This window comes from Streptomyces sp. NBC_00457, from assembly GCF_036014015.1.
Classification (GTDB): Bacteria; Actinomycetota; Actinomycetes; order Streptomycetales; family Streptomycetaceae; genus Streptomyces.
Map to the genome: position 1 here is coordinate 6,045,860 of NZ_CP107905.1, position 19,442 is coordinate 6,065,301.

The 19,442-nt window shown below is 69.1% G+C and carries 18 protein-coding genes; 11 read left to right on the forward strand and 7 right to left on the reverse strand.

Going from position 1 to position 19,442, the window contains the following annotated elements:
- Nucleotides 1-166: 166 nt before the first annotated feature.
- The 5 genes from OG828_RS27655 (at nt 167) to OG828_RS27675 (ending at nt 7,412) form a co-directional block, all read left to right on the forward strand.
- The gene (locus tag OG828_RS27655; protein WP_328502620.1) at nt 167-904 is read left to right on the forward strand and encodes a helix-turn-helix transcriptional regulator; all 738 of its coding nucleotides are present in this window, start codon (nt 167-169) and stop codon (nt 902-904) included.
- Between the two features lie 76 nt (nt 905-980).
- Complete coding sequence (locus OG828_RS27660; RefSeq protein WP_328502621.1) at nt 981-4,100, forward strand: sacsin N-terminal ATP-binding-like domain-containing protein; 3,120 nt, start codon at nt 981-983, stop codon at nt 4,098-4,100.
- 415 nt (nt 4,101-4,515) lie between these two features.
- Complete coding sequence (locus tag OG828_RS27665; RefSeq protein ID WP_328440045.1) at nt 4,516-5,385, forward strand: calcium-binding protein; 870 nt, start codon at nt 4,516-4,518, stop codon at nt 5,383-5,385.
- Nucleotides 5,386-5,576: 191 nt separating this feature from the next.
- The gene (locus OG828_RS27670) at nt 5,577-6,473 is read left to right on the forward strand and encodes a hypothetical protein (protein ID WP_328502622.1); all 897 of its coding nucleotides are present in this window, start codon (nt 5,577-5,579) and stop codon (nt 6,471-6,473) included.
- Nucleotides 6,474-6,566: 93 nt separating this feature from the next.
- A complete protein-coding gene (locus tag OG828_RS27675) occupies nt 6,567-7,412 on the forward strand; it encodes a hypothetical protein (protein WP_328502623.1) in 846 nt (281 codons plus the stop codon).
- A 95-nt stretch (nt 7,413-7,507) separates the two neighbouring features.
- On the opposite strand, the gene OG828_RS27680 is transcribed toward OG828_RS27675, so the two are convergent.
- Nucleotides 7,508-9,901 carry an HAD-IC family P-type ATPase gene (locus tag OG828_RS27680; RefSeq protein ID WP_328502624.1) on the reverse strand — a complete coding sequence of 798 codons (2,394 nt, stop codon included), beginning with the start codon at nt 9,899-9,901 and terminating at the stop codon, nt 7,508-7,510.
- A 104-nt stretch (nt 9,902-10,005) separates the two neighbouring features.
- Entirely contained in the window at nt 10,006-10,290 is a 285-nt protein-coding gene (locus OG828_RS27685) for a DUF2530 domain-containing protein (protein ID WP_328362473.1), read from the reverse strand.
- 148 nt (nt 10,291-10,438) lie between these two features.
- Here OG828_RS27685 and OG828_RS27690 point away from each other — a divergent pair, with 148 nt between their 5' ends.
- Nucleotides 10,439-11,851 (forward strand): NCS2 family permease, encoded by a 1,413-nt coding sequence (locus OG828_RS27690; RefSeq protein ID WP_328502625.1) that lies wholly within the window; start codon nt 10,439-10,441, stop codon nt 11,849-11,851.
- A gap of 7 nt (nt 11,852-11,858) precedes the next feature.
- On the opposite strand, the gene OG828_RS27695 is transcribed toward OG828_RS27690, so the two are convergent.
- Complete coding sequence (locus OG828_RS27695) at nt 11,859-12,041, reverse strand: ribbon-helix-helix protein, CopG family (RefSeq protein ID WP_328362478.1); 183 nt, start codon at nt 12,039-12,041, stop codon at nt 11,859-11,861.
- Between the two features lie 153 nt (nt 12,042-12,194).
- Between OG828_RS27695 and OG828_RS27700 the strand changes: the two genes are divergently transcribed.
- Together OG828_RS27700 and OG828_RS27705 are read left to right on the forward strand one after the other, a co-directional pair.
- Nucleotides 12,195-12,632, forward strand: a complete 438-nt coding sequence (locus OG828_RS27700) for a MarR family winged helix-turn-helix transcriptional regulator (RefSeq protein ID WP_210582160.1) — start codon at nt 12,195-12,197, stop codon at nt 12,630-12,632.
- A gap of 27 nt (nt 12,633-12,659) precedes the next feature.
- On the forward strand, nt 12,660-14,021 hold the full coding sequence (locus OG828_RS27705) for an MFS transporter (RefSeq protein WP_328502626.1): 1,362 nt from the start codon (nt 12,660-12,662) through the stop codon (nt 14,019-14,021).
- A 164-nt stretch (nt 14,022-14,185) separates the two neighbouring features.
- Here the strand turns inward: OG828_RS27705 and OG828_RS27710 are convergent, their stop codons facing one another.
- A complete protein-coding gene (locus OG828_RS27710) occupies nt 14,186-14,716 on the reverse strand; it encodes a GNAT family N-acetyltransferase (RefSeq protein ID WP_328502627.1) in 531 nt (176 codons plus the stop codon).
- A 78-nt stretch (nt 14,717-14,794) separates the two neighbouring features.
- On the opposite strand from OG828_RS27710, the gene OG828_RS27715 reads away from it, so the two are divergent.
- Together OG828_RS27715 and thpR are read left to right on the forward strand one after the other, a co-directional pair.
- A complete protein-coding gene (locus OG828_RS27715; protein WP_328502628.1) occupies nt 14,795-15,532 on the forward strand; it encodes a hypothetical protein in 738 nt (245 codons plus the stop codon).
- Nucleotides 15,533-15,590: 58 nt separating this feature from the next.
- Entirely contained in the window at nt 15,591-16,163 is a 573-nt protein-coding gene (thpR, locus tag OG828_RS27720; RefSeq protein ID WP_328502629.1) for an RNA 2',3'-cyclic phosphodiesterase, read from the forward strand.
- A 120-nt stretch (nt 16,164-16,283) separates the two neighbouring features.
- Here thpR and OG828_RS27725 read toward each other — a convergent pair whose 3' ends face one another.
- Complete coding sequence (locus OG828_RS27725; RefSeq protein ID WP_328440053.1) at nt 16,284-17,279, reverse strand: aldo/keto reductase; 996 nt, start codon at nt 17,277-17,279, stop codon at nt 16,284-16,286.
- Nucleotides 17,280-17,410: 131 nt separating this feature from the next.
- Here OG828_RS27725 and OG828_RS27730 point away from each other — a divergent pair, with 131 nt between their 5' ends.
- On the forward strand, nt 17,411-18,340 hold the full coding sequence (locus OG828_RS27730; protein ID WP_328502630.1) for a nuclear transport factor 2 family protein: 930 nt from the start codon (nt 17,411-17,413) through the stop codon (nt 18,338-18,340).
- On the opposite strand, the gene OG828_RS27735 is transcribed toward OG828_RS27730, so the two are convergent.
- Complete coding sequence (locus tag OG828_RS27735) at nt 18,337-18,582, reverse strand: DUF397 domain-containing protein (protein WP_328502631.1); 246 nt, start codon at nt 18,580-18,582, stop codon at nt 18,337-18,339. The genes OG828_RS27730 and OG828_RS27735 overlap by 4 nt on opposite strands.
- Nucleotides 18,579-19,391, reverse strand: a complete 813-nt coding sequence (locus tag OG828_RS27740) for a helix-turn-helix domain-containing protein (protein WP_328502632.1) — start codon at nt 19,389-19,391, stop codon at nt 18,579-18,581. The genes OG828_RS27735 and OG828_RS27740 overlap by 4 nt, the downstream gene beginning before the upstream one ends.
- Between the last annotated feature and the right edge of the window lie 51 nt (nt 19,392-19,442).

Consider the following 19,442-nt stretch of genomic DNA (forward strand, 5'->3'; position numbering starts at 1 on the left):
TTCAAGAGCCGATCCCCCCGTTCGTCGGGCGGATGTTCTGTGGTCCACGGTGGCCCCGCCCCCTCGTGGCGACCATTCGGCATTCCGCGAATCCTTCGGACCCCGGTTTCCGGTGAACGGGCGTACCTTCGAAGCAGGCCGGGGGCCGGGGAAGGGGGGCGCGGTCATGAGCCGTCACTCGATCACCGAGGGCCACATGCGGGCGATGCTCGACGTCATCGACGAGGCGCGGCACGACAAGGGGGACGAGGTCCCGCCGCGGTCGCTGCTGGAGGGGCTGGGGCGGCTGGTGCCCTGTGACCTGGCGGAGTTCGGCGAGGTGGACCTGCCCACCCGGTGCTTCTTCGGGGACCAGGAGGTGGAGTACGGCGGCCACTACCCCGTGCCGGACAGCGAGATCTGGTGGCGGTTCAAGCACCAGCATCCCCACTGCGTCGCGGTCGAGCGAAGCCCCGGTGGTCTGGAGGTTTCCCAGCTGACGGACTGGATGGCCGCGCGGGAGTTCCGGAACCTGGCCTTGTACACCGACTACTTGCGCCCCTTCCCCAACATGCTCGTGGTGCCGCTGCCCACCGCCCCCGGCCGCATGCGCATGTACACCTTCTGCCGCGAGAGCACGCGCCCCTTCACCGAACGGGACAGGCTCACGCTGGAGTTGATGCGCCCGCATCTGTACGACATCTACCGCGAGGCCTCCCGACGACGGCAGACGCCCGTACGGTTGACGCTCCGCGAACTCGACGTCATGCGTGCCGTGGCGAAGGGCCTGAGCAACGAGGCCATCGCCCGGCAGATCGTGGTCGAGCAGAGCACGGTCCGCAAACACCTGGAGAACGTCTACCGCAAGCTCGGTGTCTCGAGCCGTACGGCGGCCGTCGCGAGGGTGTTCCCCGAGACGCAGTGACAGCGGAGTCAGCGAATCACCTCACCCTCATCGCGCGGTACCTTCATCGCGACGCCGATGAGGAGAGTGAAGGTACGTGAGTAAGTTCGTGCGGCCGGCCCCCGAGGGGGCGGACCCCTTCGGGACGGCTCGTCTGCGGCGCGGAGTGCTGGACGCGTGGGCGACCAGCCCGGCCCGGTTCCGTGAGGACGCCAACGCCGAGGAAGATCTCGTCCTCGGCGGCTACCGGGACCGTCTGGTCGTCGAGCTCGCTCAGAACGCCGCCGACGCCGCGGCCAGGGCAGGCGTACCCGGACGGCTCCGGCTCACCCTCCGCGACGGCGTCCTGTTCGCCGCCAACACCGGCGCTCCCCTCGACGCGGCCGGTGTCGAGTCCCTCGCCACGCTCCGCGCCTCCGCCAAACGCGAGACCGCGGAAACGGCGATCGGCCGCTTCGGCGTCGGTTTCGCCGCCGTCCTCGCCGTCACCGACGAGCCCGCGGTCGTCGGCCGGCACGGCGGCGTCCGCTGGTCCCTCGCCGAGGCGCGCGAGCTGTCCGCGGAGACCGCACGGCACAGCCCCGGCCTCGGTGACGAGATCCGCCGGCGCGACGGCCACGTACCGCTCCTCCGCCTCCCGTTCGCCGCCGAGGGCACCGCCCCCGACCCGTACGACACCGTCGTCATCCTGCCCTTGCGCGACACGGCCGCCGCCGACCTCGCCGAGCGCCTGCTGCAGGCCGTCGACGACGCCCTCCTCCTCGCCTTGCCCGGCCTCGAAGAGGTCGTGATCGAGACCGAGGACGTCCGCACCCTGAGCCGCCGCACCGAGGGCGCCCTGACGGTCGTAGAAGACTCCAGGGAGGGCACGACGCGGTGGCGTACGGTCTCCGCGCACGGGCCGCTCGCGCCCGAACTCCTCGCCGACCGCCCCACCGAAGAGCGCCTGCGCCCGCACTTCTCCGTCACCTGGGCCGTCCCAGTAGACAGCGACGGCTCCCCGGCCCGCCCGCGCACCAGCGCCGTCGTCCACGCCCCCACCCCCAGCGACGAGCCCCTCGGCGTCCCCGCCCTGCTCATCGCCTCCTTCCCCCTCGACACGACCCGGCGGCACGCGGCCCCCGGCCCGCTGACCGACTACCTCGTGGAGCGGGCGGCGGACGCGTACACCGAGCTGCTCGCCGGCTGGCGCCCTGTGAGCACCGGCATCATCGACCTCGTCCCCGGGCCGCTCGGCAAGGGCGAACTGGACGGCGCGCTGCGCCAGGCGATCCTCCAGCGTCTGCCCCGTACGTCCTTCCTTCCCCCCGCGGTCTCCGGTACGGAGGACGACGAGCTGCCCGAGTCGCTCCGCCCCCGTGAAGCCGAGATCGTCGAGGGCGCCGGTGCCGACACCGTGCGGGTGCTGGCCGAGGTGCTGCCCACGCTGCTGCCCGCCGGGCTCGAACGGCGGGTGGAGCTGCGGACGTTGGGCGTCGCGCGGGTTCCGCTGACCGACGCGATCGACCGCCTCGCCGGGCTGGAGAAGGAGCCGGACTGGTGGCGGCGGCTCTACGACAGCCTCGCGGGCGTCGACCCGGATCGCCTCTCCGGCCTGCCCGTACCGCTCGCCGACGGCCGTACGACGATCGGCCCCCGGCAGGTCCTGCTCCCCACCGCGGACGCCTCCCGTATCGACCCGGAGATGCTCGCCCGGCTCGGCCTCAAGGTCGCCCACCCGGACGGCGCGCATCCGCTCCTGGAGAAGCTGGGCGCGCTCCCCGCGACCCCGCGCGCCGTGCTCACCACCCCTCAGGTACGGGCCGCCGTCGCCGCCTCCCTGGACGAGGACGGCGGGATCTCCTGGGAGGAGGACGCCACCCTCGACGCCGAGGAGCTGGCCGACATCGTCCTCGCGCTGGTCCGGGACGCGGGACTGGAGCCCGGCGACGAGCCGTGGCTCGGCGCGCTCGCATTGCCCGACGAGGAGGGCGAGTTGGTGCCCGCCGGTGAACTCGTCTTCCCCGGCAGCCCCTTCCACCAGGTCATGCGGGAGGGCGAACTCGCCACCGTGGACGCCGAGCTGGCCGAGAAGTGGGGCGAGCAGCCGCTGGCGGCCTGCGGGGTACTGGCCGGTTTCGCGCTCGTACGGGCCACGGACGTGGTGCTGGACCCCGACGAACTGGAGCCGCGCGAGGGCGACTTCGCCGAGCCCGACGACGCGGGACTGCTCGACGCGGTGGACGTCTGGTGCGAGGACATCCTCGACCGCTTCCCGGACACGCCGGTCCCGCCGGTAGCCACGGAGCTGGTGGCCGTACGCGACCTGGACCTGATCGACGACGACCGCTGGCCCCAGGCGCTGGCGCTGCTCTCCCAACCGCCGTTGCGTGACGCGATCGTCCAGCCGGTCCGGATCCTCCTCCCGGACGGCACCCACGAGGTCGTACGTCCCTACACCGCATGGTGGCTGCGCGGACACCCGGTCCTGGACGGCCGCCGCCCGGCCGGTCTGCTGGCGGCGGGCGGTGACCCCCTCCTCCGCGGTCTGTACGAGGAGGCCGACGCGACCGGGTTCGAGGACGAGCAGGTACTGCGGGCCCTGGGCGTACGGACGTCGGTGTCCGCGCTCCTCGACGAGCCGGGCGGCGCCGCGGAGCTGCTGGACCGCCTCGCCGACTCCGACCGCGAGGTCACCGGCGCCCAACTGCACGCCCTCTACACCGCGTTGGCCGACCTAGACCCCGAGCAGGTGACCCTGCCGGACGACTTGCGGGCCGTCGTCGACGGGGAGGTGACCGTCGTGGACGCGACCGACGCCATGGTCGTCGACTCCCCCGACCTGCTCCCCTTCACCGACGCCGTCCCCCTCCTCCCCGTCCGCCCCTCCCGCGCCGCCGAACTAGCCGAGCTGTTCCAGGTCCGGCGCCTGAGCGAGTCCGTGACGGGCTCGGTGGACTCCGAGGGCACGGAGCACGCAGTACCGGATTCCGTACGGGTCCTGCTGGGCCCACGGACCCCCGAGTCGTACGTCGAGCACGAGGAACTCGTCGTGGACGGGGTGGAGATCGACTGGCGGCTGACCACTGACGGCGTGCTGCATGCCTCGACCCTCGAGGGGGTTGCGGCGGGGCTTGCGTGGGCTGCCCGGCAATGGCCTCGGCGGTTCGAGGTGGCGGCGTTGCTGGAGGATCCTTCGCGGACGGAGGAGTTGGCGCGGGATCGGTGGTTCGACTGAGGCTTGTGCGTGAGGGCGCCGCAGGTTTCCTTGGCGGCGCCCTCAGTCCCGCCCGGTGCCGGATCCGGCACCGGGGAAGGCATCCTCGATGACGAGCGCCGTCCAGCCGAGGCTGCTCCTCTCGCCTTTGCGCGACGAGCCACTCGTTGAACCCGTCGAGCAATCTCCCCGGGCTGCCCACGTCAAATCTTCTCGATGAGCTGCTTGTCGTTCACCCGTTCCATCCCCTCCCGGTCAACGCCCGTTCATGTACGACGAGTTCGCGGACATAATTCACCGCATCCGTACAACCTTTCACCACCGCCGCGGATCTCCTCACCGGAGTCAACAGACTCCGCCATCACTTGGGTCCCGCGTCGGCGACGAGCCGTGAGGAACGACTGGCGTCGGGATCCGCACACGACGTGGGGAATGCATGCGTATTCGAGCCACTGTGGCTGCCCTTTCCGGCGCCCTGGCCCTGTCCGCCCTTGCTGTGCCGGCCGCGCAGGCCGACGGCCAGGGTGCTGTGAGCATCGACAAGCCGAGCGCTCAGGAGCGCTTCGGGGTCTCCTCGGCCAGGTCCGGTTTCGCCGCCCAGGCCGCGCCCGAGGTGTCCAATGTGACCGTCAACGCCGGTAAGGCGCTCGTCTTCGGCACCACCACCGTCAGGACCTTCGAGGTGTCCCTGACCGCCAGCCACCCCAGCGGTATCGCGGACGCCTACATGGACCTCTGGCACGGCGCGGACCTCGACAACATCGACGGCTTCCTGCCGCCGAACGAGGACGTGGCCGACTGCACGGCAACCAGTGAGACGACGTCGACCTGCAAGCTCACCATCACGGCGTCGCCCGGTCTGAACGGCGACGGTATCGGTGAGCTGTACCGCAACGCGCTGGCCGGCACCTGGCACGTCACCGCGGCCGTGCTGTCCAACGACGGCGAGGTCTACAACAACGACTTCTTCAAGACCCACAAGGTCCAGCGTCTCGCCAAGCTGACCGCCGACGCCGCGCCGGAGCCGGTGAACGCGGGGCAGACCATCACCGTCTCCGGCAAGCTGACCCGCGCCGACTGGGAGACCGGCACGTACGTCGGCCTCAGCGGCCAGGCGCTGCAGCTGCAGTTCCGTGGCACGGACGCCAGCGCGTACACCACCGTGAAGGGCATCAAGTCCACCACCGGCGGCGCCGCGAAGACGACCACGACGGCGAACGTCGACGGTCACCACCGCTTCAGCTTCGCGGGCATCTCCAGCACCGGGCAGGTCACCGCGACCGGCGACTACGTCGGCGTGCGCTAGACCTGACCCTGTGGCGGAGGGGATCTTGATAGTGCCCGCACAAATTTCGCACTATCCGCACAACCATTCCCCTCCGCCACAGGTCTGATCACGTGAGTCAACAGACTCCGTGATCATTTGGGCCCCGTGCCGACGACGAGCCGTCGGGAACGACCAGCGCCGGGGCCCCTTTCTCTCCACTTGGGGAACGCATGCGTATTCGTGCCACCGTGGCCGCCGTCACCGGCGCCCTGGCCCTCTCCGCCGTCGCCGCTCCGGTCGCGACGGCCGCCGAGCCGAAGGTCCCCGCGAACGTGGCCGCCGCCCTCGACGCCGCGTCCGACGACACGTCGGCGTTCGCCACGGCCGCGGCGTACGTCCTGGACGCCTCCTTCTCCAACGTGAAGGTGAACAGCGGCAAGGACATCACCGTCGGCACCACCGCCATCGTCAAGGTGCCGGTGTCCTTCACGCTGACCCATGGCGCGGACGTCGACATCCACGCCGCCGACTTCGTCGCGGCCGTCCAGCTGTACCGCGGCACGTCGTTCGGTGACTCCGTCTCCGACTTCACGAGCACCGACGCCACCTGCACGGACTCGTCCGCGACCGTCGCCTCCTGCAAGGCCACCGTCGCGATCGACCCGTTCTACCTGTTCAACGACGACGCCGACGCCTGGAAGGCGGCCGCGTTCGCGGTCGCGTACAACGGTGAGGACCCCGACGAGCCGGAGGACCCGGACAACATCGGCGTCGTGGTGAAGGACCCGACGAACTCCTTCAGGTTCCTGCGTCAGTCCCAACTGACGGTCGACGCCGCCCCGGAGCCGGTGAAGAAGGGCAAGACCATCACCATCAAGGGCAACCTGACCCACGCCAACTGGGACAACAGCAGGTACGTCGGTTTCGGCAACCAGTCGGTGGTGCTGCAGTTCCGCAAGAAGGGCACCACCAACTACACGAACGTCAAGGGCATCAAGACCAGGACGCAGGGCAAGCTGGTGACCACCGTCAAGGCATCCATCGACGGCTACTACCGCTTCCAGTTCAAGGGCACCACGGCCATGGCGCCGATCACCGTCGCCGGCGACTTCGTCGACGTGAAGTAAGCGGCCCCCGAGAAGCGTTCGTCACCGACCCGGGGCCCGTGCCCCGGGTCGGGCAGTCTCCCCACCTTTTGTTCGGCCCACCTGAGGAAGTTCATGCGCATCCGTACCACCGTGGCCGCCGTCACCGGCGCCCTGGCCCTCTCCGCTCTCGCCGTCCCGGCCGCCCAGGCCGCCGACTCGCCCGTCTCCGGCAAGCTCCCTCTGAGCTCCGCCGGCACCGCGGCCGCCGCCGCCGAGCTGGACGTCACCTTCTCCAACATGAAGGTCAACAAGGGCAAGTCGATCGTCGTCGGCACCACGGCCAAGGTCGCCGTGCCGGTCACGTACACCCTGACCCACGCCGCCGATCTCGACACCAGCGCCGACAACTTCGCCAACGGTCCGCTCATCTACCGGGGTTCCTCGGTGGAGTCGGCGACCAACGTCATCATCAGCGACGACCCGGGCACCTGCACCGCCGCCTCGTCGACGGTCCTCAACTGCTCGGCGGTGATCAACATCCGTCCGGCCGACGGCGATCTGTCCAGCTCCGAGGCCGGCACCTGGAAGGCGGGCGGTCTCGCCGTCACCGCCGACGGGGACGCGAAGTGGCAGGGCGACCTGGGCACCCGCAAGGTCCTCCGCGCCGCCAAGCTGACGGTCAACGCCACCCCCGAGCCCGTGAAGAAGGGCAAGACCCTCACGGTCACCGGCAAGCTGTCCCGCGCCAACTGGGACACCAACTCCTACGCCGGCTACAGCACCCAGAAGGTCGTGCTCCAGTTCCGCAAGGCGGGCACCACCAACTACACCAACGTCAAGGGCATCACGTCGACGTCGACCGGCGCCCTGAAGACGACAGTCACGGCCTCCACGGACGGCTACTACCGCTTCACCTTCGCGGGCACGGCGACCACGGCGCCGACGGCCGTCGCCGGTGACTACATAGACGTGCAGTAGGACCGCGCCCCTTCAGGGGCGCGGGGAACTGCGCGACCAGCCATGACGGCGCCGCAGCCGACACTCAACCGGCGCCGTCTTGGCCGGAGCCAGCGCTAAGCGGGAACGCGGCGGTCGACCCACCTCCACAGCACCTCCAGGACGGCCGCCGCCACCACCGCGATCCCCACCGCCATCCACGGCATCGTCACCCCGACCAGCTTCAGCGCGAAGAACTCCTGCAGCCAGGGCACGACCAGCACCACAAGGAAGCCGAAGCCCATGGCCGCGACCAGGAGGATCCGCCACCAGGTGTAGGGGCGGGCGATGATCGCCAGGACCCACATGGAGATCAGGAACAGCGTCAGCGTCGCCGCGCTCGTCTCCGCTGCCAATGAGCCTTCGCCGGTGTAGTAGTTGCGGGCTATCAGGTACGTCGCGAAGGTCGCCAGGCCGGCCAGGACCCCACCGGGGATCGAGTACCGCATCACCCGCCGCACGAAATGAGGCCTCGCCCGTTCCTTGTTGGGCGCGAGGGCGAGGAAGAACGCCGGGACGCCGATGGTCAGCGTGGACAGCAACGTCAAGTGGCGCGGCAGGAACGGGTATTCCACCTGCGAGCACACCACCAGAATCGCCAGCAGCACCGAATAGACCGTCTTGACCAGGAACAGGGTCGCGACGCGCGTGATGTTGCCGATGACCCGGCGCCCCTCCGCCACCACCGACGGCAGCGTGGCGAAGCTGTTGTTCAGCAGCACGATCTGGGCGACGGCTTTCGTGGCCTCCGAGCCCGACCCCATGGACACCCCGATGTCGGCGTCCTTCAGGGCGAGTACGTCGTTGACGCCGTCGCCGGTCATCGCGACCGTGTGTCCCTTGGACTGCAGCGCGCCGACCATGTCCCGCTTCTGCTGCGGGGTGACCCGCCCGAACACGGTGCCCTCGTCGAGGGCGTCCGCCATGCCGTCCTTGTCGGAGGGGAGCCGGCGGGCGTCGACCGTCGTACCGGACAGGCCCAGCTTGCTCGCGACCGCGCCGACGGAAACCGCGTTGTCGCCGGAGATGACCTTGGGCCGGACGTTCTGCTCCTCGAAGTAGCGCAGGGTGTCGGCGGCGTCCGGGCGCAGCCGCTGCTCCAGGACGACCAGGGCGGTGGGGTGGGCGCCCCGCGCGACCTCGGGGTCGTCGAGGTCGCGGATGACGCGGGCCAGCAGCAGGACTCGTAGACCCTGCTCGTTGAGCCGGTCCGTCTCGGCGAGCGTGGGGTCGTCGTCGGCGAGGAGGACGTCCGGGGCCCCTAGGAGCCAGGTGCTGGACTCGCCGTTGCCCTCGCTGAAGGAGGCGCCGCTGTACTTGCGGGCGGAGGAGAAGGGGAGGGATTCGGTGCAGCGCCATTCGTCGGCGTCCGGGTAGGCGTCGATGATGGCCTGGAGGGAGGCGTTCGGGCGGGGGTCCGACTCACCGAGGGCGCCCAGCACCTGTCGTACGTACGTGTCGTCGGCGCCCTGGAGGGGCCTCAGCTCGGAGACGTCCATGCCGCCCTCGGTGAGGGTGCCCGTCTTGTCGAGGCAGACCGTGTCGACGCGGGCGAGGCCCTCGATGGCGGGGAGTTCCTGGACGAGGCACTGTTTCCGGCCAAGACGGATCACGCCGATCGCGAAGGCGACCGACGTGAGCAGGACCAGGCCTTCGGGGACCATGGGGACGATGCCGCCGACCGTGCGGGCGACGGAGTCCTTGAAGTCGTTGTCCTTGACGACCAGCTGGGTGATGATCAGGCCGATCGCGGCCGGCGCCATCATCCACGTCACGTACTTGAGGATCGTGGAGATGCCGGTGCGCAGCTCGGAGTGGACCAGCGTGAAGCGGGAGGCCTCCTCGGCGAGCTGGGCGGCGTAGGCCTCGCGGCCCACTTTGGTCGCCTTGAACGCGCCGCCGCCCGCGACCACGAAGCTGCCGGACATCACCTGGTCCCCGGGCTGCTTGACGACCGGATCGGCCTCACCGGTGAGCAGGGACTCGTCGATCTCCAGACCGTCGGCCTCGACGCACACCCCGTCGACGGCGGCCTTGTCACCCGGCCCGATCTCGATCAGGTCGTCGAGGACGATGTCCGAGGTGCTGACCTCTACGGCCACCCCGTCCCGCCGTACGGTCGGCCGGGTCTCGCCGATCACCGCCAGGGAGTCGAGGGTCTTCTTCGCCCGCCACTCCTGGATGATGCCGATGCCGGTGTTGGCGAGGATCACGAAGCCGAACAGGCTGTCCTGGATCGGCGCGACGAACAGCATGATCACCCAGAGCACGCCGATGATCGCGTTGAACCGGGTGAAGACGTTGGCGCGGACGATGTCGACGGTGGAGCGGCTGCTGCGCACCGGGACGTCGTTGACCTCCCCGCGCGCGACCCGCTCGGCCACCTCGGCGGCGGTGAGCCCGGTCACGGCCACGCCGGTGGGTATCGGGTGCGCTGATTCGAGGTCGGCGCCCGCGTCGATATGCGTCATGCATTCGACGGTACGTGCGCTTTTGGCCCTTCACCCGCTGAGTGCGCGGAAGTTCCGACTTGGGGAGGAGGGGTGTCGTGCCCTGGTTGTAGGGCGCGGACACATCAGGACGACCGGTGTTCTCCGGTCGTTTCCCCGGGCTGCTCGAGGGCCGCTCGCTTGAGTGCGGCGTCGCGCCTGCGGACGTACCAGATACCGATCAGTCCGAGCCCGGCGCCGGCCAGACAGGTCCACACCCACCAGGTGTGTCCGCGGTCGTCGAACCAGCCGTAGAAGGGCAGCTGCACCAGGAAGAGGACGAACCAGAGGATCGTGCCGCCCGTGACGGTGCCGACCACGGGGCCCTCCAGGGGCTCCGGCGCCTCGTGTGTTGGGGTCCACTTCGCCATGGGGGACAGCTTACGAGGCGATCGGGTGTCTATCGGTGTCTGAGGGGAGGGGTTTATCTACGCGCGGAGATGGCCGACCCGGGCCATATACGTTCATACTGAAACCGTTTGTGCCTGTCCATTTCTCTTCGTAGGAATCACCAAATACATGTCTGCCGGGCCCGCCGCCTACGGCGCACTCGACCGCTACTTCAAGATCTCCGAGCGGGGCAGCACGCTGCCGCGCGAGATCCGCGGCGGTATCGCCACCTTCTTCGCGATGGCCTACATCATCGTGCTGAACCCGATCATCCTCGGCAGCGCGAAGGACATGTACGGCAACCAGCTGGACAACGGCCAGCTCGTGACCGCTACGGCGGTGACGGCGGCGTTCACCACGCTGCTCATGGGCGTCATCGGCAACGTACCGATCGCGCTCGCCGCCGGTCTCGGCGTGAACTCGGTCGTCGCGCTCCAGCTCGCCCCGCGGATGTCGTGGCCGGACGCGATGGGCATGGTCGTGCTGGCCGGTTTCATCGTGATGCTGCTGGTGGCCACGGGCCTGCGTGAGCGGGTCATGAACGCCGTGCCCTACAGCCTGCGCAAGGCCATCTCCATCGGTATCGGCCTGTTCATCATGCTGATCGGCCTGGTGGACTCCGGTTTCGTCTCCCGCATCCCGGACGCCGCGCAGACCACCGTCCCGCTCCAGCTGGGCGGCGACGGTCACCTCACCGGCTGGCCGGTGCTGATCTTCATCCTCGGCACGCTGCTCACGCTGGCGCTGATCGTGCGCAAGGTGTCCGGCGCGATCCTGATCTCGATCGTCGCGATGACGGTGCTGGCCGTCGTCATCAACGCGGTCGCGGACATCCCCTCCTGGGGCCTGACCACCCCGACCTGGCCGGGTAACCCGGTGGCCACGCCCGACTTCGGCCTGATCGGCGAGGTCAGCCTGTTCGGCGGGTTCGGGAAGGTCGGCGTCCTGACCGGCACCCTCTTCGTCTTCACGGTCCTGCTGTCGACGTTCTTCGACGCGATGGGCACGATCATGGGTGTCAGTGACGAGGCGAAGCTGACCGACGCCCAGGGCCATATGCCCGGCATCAACAAGGTGCTCTTCGTCGACGGCATCGCGGTCGCCGCGGGCGGCGCCAGTTCCTCCTCGGCCACCACCTGCTTCGTGGAGTCCACGGCCGGCGTCGGCGAGGGCGCCCGCACCGGCCTCGCGAACGTCGTGACCGGCGCGCTGTTCGCCGTAGCCCTGTTCCTGACGCCCGTCGCCACGATGGTCCCGTCACAGGCGGCCACTCCGGCGCTGCTCACGGTCGGCTTCCTGATCCTGGCCGGTTCGGTCAAGGAGATCGACTGGGCGGACTACACGGTCGCGATCCCGGCCTTCGTGACGATGCTGATGATGCCGTTCACCTACTCGATCACCAACGGCATCGGCATGGGCTTCATCACCTTCGTCGTGCTGCGCCTGGCGGCCGGCCGCGGCAAGGAGATCCCGGTCGCGATGTACGTCGTCTCGGCGGTCTTCGCGTTCTACTACCTGATGCCGGCGCTGGGTCTCACATGATCCGCGCTCACGTGACCCCGTAGAACTTTTCCGTCTCCTCGACGGCGGCCTGGAACCGTTCGTCGAAGTCGTCCCGGACGAGCGTCCGGATCACATAGTCCTGGACGCTCATTCCCCTCTTCGCCGCATGGTCCCGGAGCCGTTCGAGCAGCTCCCCGTCTATCCGCAGGCTGAGCACGCTGGTCCCCATGCCTACGAGGGTTGCCGGACCGGACCGAGTACCGCGTCACTTTTCGGAACCAACTCACCCGGATGGGTGATCTGAGGGTTCAGTGGCCCGGGTCACGGGCATTCGCGCGCGCTGCAGTGGTCTTTAGGGAGAGTAATGAGTTACGCTAAAGAGATGTCGGACCTTAGCCATGGCGACGACGCTGCCGCCGTGAACTCCCTGCGATCTGCCGTGATGCGGCTGTCCCGTCGGCTCAAGCACCAGCGGGTCGACGAATCGCTGAGCCCCACCGAGATGTCGGTGCTCGGCACCCTCGCTCGCTGCGGCACCGCGACCCCGGGTGAACTCGCCCGTAAGGAGCATGTGCAGCCGCCCTCGATGACCCGCATCGTCGCGCTGCTCGAAGCCAAGGGCCTGGTCCGGCTGGAGCCGCACCCCGAGGACCGGCGCCAGAAGGTCGTCACACAGACCGAGGAGGCCGTGACGATGCTCGAGGAGAGCCGCCGCAAGCGCAACGCGTTCCTGGCCTCCCTGGTCGAGGGCCTCGACGAGGACGAGTGGGCGAAACTGCGCGCCGCCGCCCCCGTGCTGGAGAAGCTCGCACACCTGTAACCCCACCGTCCGAGGAGGCGAACGCTGTTGAGTCCGGGACCCGGAGCAGACTCCGCACCCGCACCGGCCACCCACGACACCACCCCCGACGACCCCGTCGAGCGCAAGTCCTCGATGTTCAGCTCGCTGAAGGTCCGGAACTACCGCCTCTTCTTCATGGGCCAGGTCGTCTCCAACACCGGCACCTGGATGCAGCGCATCGCCCAGGACTGGCTGGTGCTCAGCCTCACCGGCTCCTCCACGGCCGTAGGCATAACAACGGCGCTGCAGTTCCTCCCGATGCTGCTGTTCGGGCTGTACGGCGGCGTCCTCGTCGACCGCCTCCCCAAGCGTCCGACCCTGCTGGTCACCCAGACGGCGATGGGCCTGACGGGCCTGGCGCTCGCGTTCCTCACGATCACCGGCCACGTCGAGGTCTGGCATGTCTACGTAGCCGCCTTCGCGGTCGGCCTCGCCACCGTCCTCGACAACCCGGCCCGCCAGTCCTTCGTCTCCGAGATGGTCGGCCCCGACCAGTTGCAGAACGCCGTCAGTCTGAACTCCGCCAACTTCCAGTCCGCCCGCCTCATCGGCCCCGCCGTCGCGGGCGTCCTGATCACCGGCGTCGGCACCGGCTGGGCGTTCCTCTTCAACGGCCTGTCCTTCGTCGCCCCCATCGTCGGCCTGCTGCTGATGCGGGCGCGTGAGCTGTACGTCGTCGAACGCGCCCCGCGCGGCAAGGGTCAGCTGCGGGAGGGGCTGCGGTATGTCGCCGGGCGGCCGGAGCTGATCTGGCCGATCGTGCTGGTCGGCTTCGTCGGCACGTTCGCCTTCAACTTCCCGGTGTACCTGTCGGCCTTCGCCGACGACATCTTCCACGCGGGCGCCGGCTCCTACAGCCTCTTCAACACGCTGATGGCCGTCGGCTCGGTGGCGGGCGCCCTGCTCGCGGCACGCCGAGGCACGGCGAAGATGCGGGTGCTGATCGCGGCGGCGGTGGCCTTCGGCGTGCTGGAAGTGGTGGCCTCGCTGGCCCCCTCCCTCTGGCTGTTCGCCCTGCTGATGGCCCCCATCGGCATCGCCGCGATGACGGTCAACGTCACCGCCAACACCAGCATCCAGATGGCGACCGACCCCGCCATGCGCGGCCGGGTCCTGTCCCTCTACATGATGGTCTTCCTCGGCGGCTCACCCGTCGGCGCACCCATCGTCGGCTGGATCACGGACACCTACGGCGCACGCGTGGGCTTCGCGGTCGGCGGCACGATCGCCGCGACGGCGGCCGCGGTGATCGGCCTGATCCTGGCCCGCGCGGGCGGCCTGCGGCTGTCGGTGCGCTGGAACCACGGGCATCCGGTGGTCCGCTTCGTGCCGCGGGAGCGGCGGGAGGAGATGGCGACGGTGGCGTAGCGCTCCGCTGAGACAGCCGCGATGGAGAGTGCCGCGGTCTGTCGTCGGGCGTCTGCGGCGCCGTTGTGGCTGGTCGCGCCCACGCGGCGGAGCCGCATATCGGGACCAGCCCCGCGCCCCTTGGGGGGCGTTGCCGAACCGTGGCTGACTTCGCACCGACCTGTTCAGACCCTTCTGGCCAGCACCTGCCCCGGCCAGTCGTCCCTGCCCGCGTAGGTCTCGGTACGGACGAAGCCCTGGCTCTCGTAGTAGCGGACGAGCTTGCCGTCGTCGCCCGCGTAGCAGTCCACGCGCAGCAGCGAGACGCCCGCCCGGCGGGTCACCTCGGCGGCGTGTGCGAGCAGGGCGCTGCCCGCGCCGTGGCCCTTGAAGCGGCGGTCGGAGGCGAGCCAGTGGATGTACCGCTCGGGCTCGCCGGTCGGCGGGAGGTGGGCCAGGTAGGGGCCGGGCGAGTCGGTGAGGGTGAGGGTGGCGGCCGGCTCGCCGTCGACCTCGGCGATGAAGACGTCTCCCTCGTCCATGTAACGCGCCACCGACTCCACCGTCTTCGGGCTCTGCGACAGCGGCTGCGTTCCCCACTGCCCCGTGCGCCCCTGCGAGACCAGCCACTCGACACAGCTGTCGAGCATGGCGAGTATCGCGGGAATGTCGTCGGGTCCGCCTTCTCTGATGCTGATCGTGCTCCCGTTGTCCATGGCCCCATGATCTCCCGTACGGCGCCGCCCTGTTGAGGCCGGGACCCGTCCCGGGGCGGTGCGCTTACCGTCGGGGCCATGGCATGGTGGCGACGCAAGAAGCAGCAGGCGGGGCGGAAGCAGCCGCCTATATCGGTCAGCGTGTTCGATCCCGGAGCGGTGACGGGATCGTTCGAACGTCCGGGACTGATGGTCGGCGGCCGGCGGCTGCCCCAGATCACCGCCCCGAGCATCATGGACCAGACGGCGGCGCAGACCCGGCGGGGCTTTCCCGCCGGCACCGGACCGGTGCACGTCGTGACGAGTCACAGCACGCATGCCGAAGCCGGCTCGGTGGTCTACATGGGGCTCGGCGGCCGGGCGGCCATCGTGGTCAAACTGACACGGGACCAGCGCCGGAACCTCCTCGACGTGGGCGAGGCGATCGAGGACAGCGGAGCGTCCCTCTACCTCGACGCGCACCCGGGCTTCCTGCGCGCCTCGCTCGCGCTGCCGTCGATGGACATCGACCTGGACACCGCCATGCTGGTCGGCTTGGGGGACGTCCAGGAGTTCCTCGCCGCCGCCCACGCCACCGAGACCGTCGAGCTGCACATCTCCCACGCGACGCACGACCGCCTGCTGAACTTCACATGCGCGGCCCCGGGACTCCGTGAGGTCCTGGAAGCCGGACTGGACCTGATCACGCTGCCGGCCCCGGCCGACCTCCGAGGCGCCTTGATGGCCGTCAACGACTCACTGAACCCGGCGGCGCACATTCCGCTGCGCGTCACCGGCCGCGCCGAACTGGCCATGACCCTCGAGGTCGACGTCTGAAGGCCCGTGGCGGACAGACAGCTCGCCGGATGATCCGTTCCCTGGAACAGTGGCGTCCGTGAGACTCTTCGCCGCCGTACTGCCCCCCGACGACGTCGTCCGTGAACTCGCCGCCGAGATCGACGCGTTGCGGAAGCTGCCCGGCGCGGACGGACTGCGGTGGACCGGGCGGCCCGGGTGGCACTTCACGATGGCGTTCTACGGGGAGGTCGACGACGACCTCGTACCGGAACTGTCGGCGAGGCTGGAGCGGGCCGCGCACCGCACCGGCCTCTTCCCGCTGGCGCTCCGGGGCGGCGGACAGTTCGGGCACGGGCGGGCGCTGTGGGTGGGGGCGGAGGGGGACCTCGGGGCGCTGCGGCTGCTGGCGGACCGGGCAGAGGCCGCCGCGCGGAAGGCAGGGGTGCCGATGGGGGAGCACCGCCGGTACAAGGCCCATCTGACGGTGGCGAGAAGCCGGGACGCGGTGGATGTACGGCCGTATGTCGAGGCCCTCGACCGGTTCACCGGCAGGACGTGGACGGTGGACGAACTGGCGCTGGTCCGCAGCAATCTGCCGAAATCGGGCGTACCGGGCGAGCAGCCGCGCTACGAGGTGGTCGCCCGCTGGCCGCTCGGAGGGGCCGGTTAGTCTCGATACGTGAAGCCGAAAACCCGGAACCGGATCATGGCCGGTGCGCTCGTGTTGATGTTCGTGATGGTGGCGCTGGCGGCGGCGCTCGGAAAGTAACGCCGCCGCGCGCCTCCGGCGCTACCAGGCGAAGGCTTCCGGCGACGGGCCCGGGCCCGGGAAGATCTCGTCCAGCCCGGACAGCAGCTCCTCGCCCAGCTCCAGCTCGACCGCCCGCAGAGCGGACTCCAACTGCTCCGCGGTGCGCGGGCCGACGATCGGGCCGGTCACGCCGGGACGGGTGAGCAGCCAGGCGAGGGCGGCCTCACCCGGCTCGACGCCGTGCTTTTCGAGCAGGTCCTCGTACGACTGGATCTGCGCGCGCGTGGCGGGGTTGGCGAGGTAGTCCGCGGCCCGCCCACTGGCCCGGCGTCCGCCCTCGACCTCCTTCTTGATGACCCCGCCCAGCACACCGCCGTGCAGCGGCGACCAGGGGATGACCCCGAGGCCGTACTCCTGCGCGGCCGGGATGACCTCCATCTCGGCGCGGCGCTCGGCCAGGTTGTAGAGGCACTGCTCGCTGACGAGGCCGATGGTGCCGGAGCGGTGGGCGGCGATTTCGTTCGCTTGGGCGATCTTGTAGCCGGGGAAGTTGGAGGACCCGACGTAGAGGATCTTCCCCTGCTGCACCAGCACGTCGATCGCCTGCCAGATCTCCTCGAAGGGAGTCGAGCGGTCGATGTGGTGGAACTGGTAGACGTCGATGTAATCGGTCTGCAGCCGCTTGAGCGACGCGTCCACCGCCCGCCGGATGTTCAGCGCCGACAGCTTGTCGTGGTTGGGCCAGGCGGGGGTGCCGTCCGCCGCCATGTTTCCGTACACCTTGGTGGCGAGCACGACCTTGTCGCGCCGCTCGCCGCCCTTCGCGAACCAGTTGCCGATGATCGATTCGGTACGGCCCTTGTTCTCGCCCCAGCCGTACACGTTCGCCGTGTCGAAGAAGTTGATGCCTGCGTCCAGCGCCGCGTCCATGATCGCGTGACTGTCCGCTTCGTCCGTCTGCGGACCGAAGTTCATGGTGCCGAGGACGAGTCGGCTGACCTTGAGTCCCGTGCGTCCGAGCTGCGTGTACTTCATAGCTTCCTAGCCAACGTCGTGGAGTGCGCTCTAGGCAAGCGATCTTGACACTAACTGGTAGTTAGTGCTTTCCTGTGGAAAGCATGACCTTGAACTTTCAATCTTTCAATTTCTCTCGCTTGGAGAGTGCCATGCCCCCCACTACGCCTGCCCGTAGGGCGCTTGTCGCTGTGCTGGCTTCCGCTGCTCTTCTGGGCGCGGGTGCCGTGCCGGCCGTCGCGTCTGCGCCGGCCGCCTCCCGTGAGCACGCCGGCTACGGCGATTCCGCCCGCCTCGCCTACCAGAAGTACGTCACCGTCCGCGTCCTCAAGGGCGTGTTCGAGCAGGGCGACACGGAGGTGGTGGACCGGTACGTCCGCGCCGACTACATCCAGCACAACCCGCTGGCGCCGGACGGTGCGGAGACGCTGAAGAACCTCGGCGTCGCGATCCACCAGCAGTTCCCGGACGCCGAGTACGACGTCAAGCGGGTCATCTCCGAGGGCGATCTGGTGATCGTCCACTCAAACGTCGTGATGACTCCGGGGGCGCGGGGGCAGGCCGTCTTCGACATCTTCCGGTTCCAGGGCGGGAAGATCGCGGAGCACTGGGATGTGGGGCAGGAGGTGCCGGAGTCGTCCGCCAACGGCAACGACATGTTCTCTACGGAGAGTTGGCCGCGGACCGAGCAGCCGGGGCCGCGGTGGCTGACCGCGTACAACAAGAAGCTGGTCACCAAGGCCTTCGATCAGCTTCTGGTCCAGAAGGACGTGTCCGCCCTCGACCGGTACTGGGGTTCCGAGTACCACCAGCACAACCCGAACATCGCGGACGGTGTGGACGGTGCGAAGGCGGGGCTTGGGGGGTTCTTCCAGGCGTTTCCCCAGCTGAAGGTCACGCCGAAGCGGGTGATCGCCGAGGGTGACTTGGTGGCCGTCCACAGCCACTACGTGAACTCGCCGGGGGAGCGGGGTCAGGCCATCGTGGATCTGTTCCGGGTGCGGAACGGGAAGATCGTGGAGCACTGGGATGTGATCCAGGATGTTCCGGCGACTTCCGCGAACGACAACACCATGTTCTAGGACAGGGAGTTGAGGAAGGTCGTCCAGGTGGTGGGGGTTACCTGGACGGCCGGGGTGGCGGGGGTGGTGGGGGTTTTGGAGTCGCGGATGTGGATGGTGGTGGGGGTGAGGGCTATCTCTACGCACTCGCCGCCTTGGCTGCTGCTGTAGCTCGACTTCGTCCACACCAGCGCGACCTCGACGCACTCGCCGCCCTGGCCGCCGCTGTAGCTGCTCTTGAACCAGTTCAGGTCCGTGCTCATAGCCTGCCCGTCACCTCGCTGATCAACTGCGCCGACTCCTCGGGGTTGAGGGCCTGCGCTCGCAGGATGCCATATTGCGCGAACATGTTGCCCAGGTGCGGCTGTTCGCTGACGAAGTAGCCGCCCCCTGGTGCTTCGGCGTACGCGATCTGCGTGCGCTCATCTGTCTCCAGCAGAGTCATCGAGCCGTTCAACCCGGCGTGGACTTCCCGGTCGGTCGGCATCACCTGGATCGTGACGTTGCGCCGCTGGCTCACCTCAAGTAGCTGGGTCAGCTGCTCCTTGAGGATGTGCTTGCCGCCGATCGGGCGCTTGAGTGTGTGCTCGTCCAGCACGAAACCGACGACAGGCACGGGCTTGCGCTGCAATACGCGCTGTCGGTCCAGGCGAGCGGCGGTCCTTGCCTCAAGCTCATCGTCCTCGTAGGGCGGGTTCTCCTGGCTGAAGACCGCCCGCGCGTACGCCTCGGTCTGAAGCAACCCCGGAATCACATGGTTCGCGTACATGTAGATCGCGGTGGCCTTCGCCTCCAGGTCCGCGTAGTCCTCGAACCACGACGGAAACCGGCTCGTCTTCAGCTTCCTGCCTGCGGCCAGAAGTGCACCTTGTGCACCCAGCACCTCGTCCGCGATCTCGACGAGCTTGCCCTTGGGTGGCCGCTCGCCTCGCTCCACCATGGCCACCTGGGACTTGGAGTACCCGACGTACTTGCCCAGCCCCTCCTGCGTCATCCCGGCGCGCTCGCGGAAGAACCTCAGCAACGAGCCGAACATCTCCAGGTTTCCCGAGCCCTGTTCACTCGCGTGCACACGAACCTCCCCAACTGCACAGCCCCGCACCACCCTTGCGAACCCCTGGTC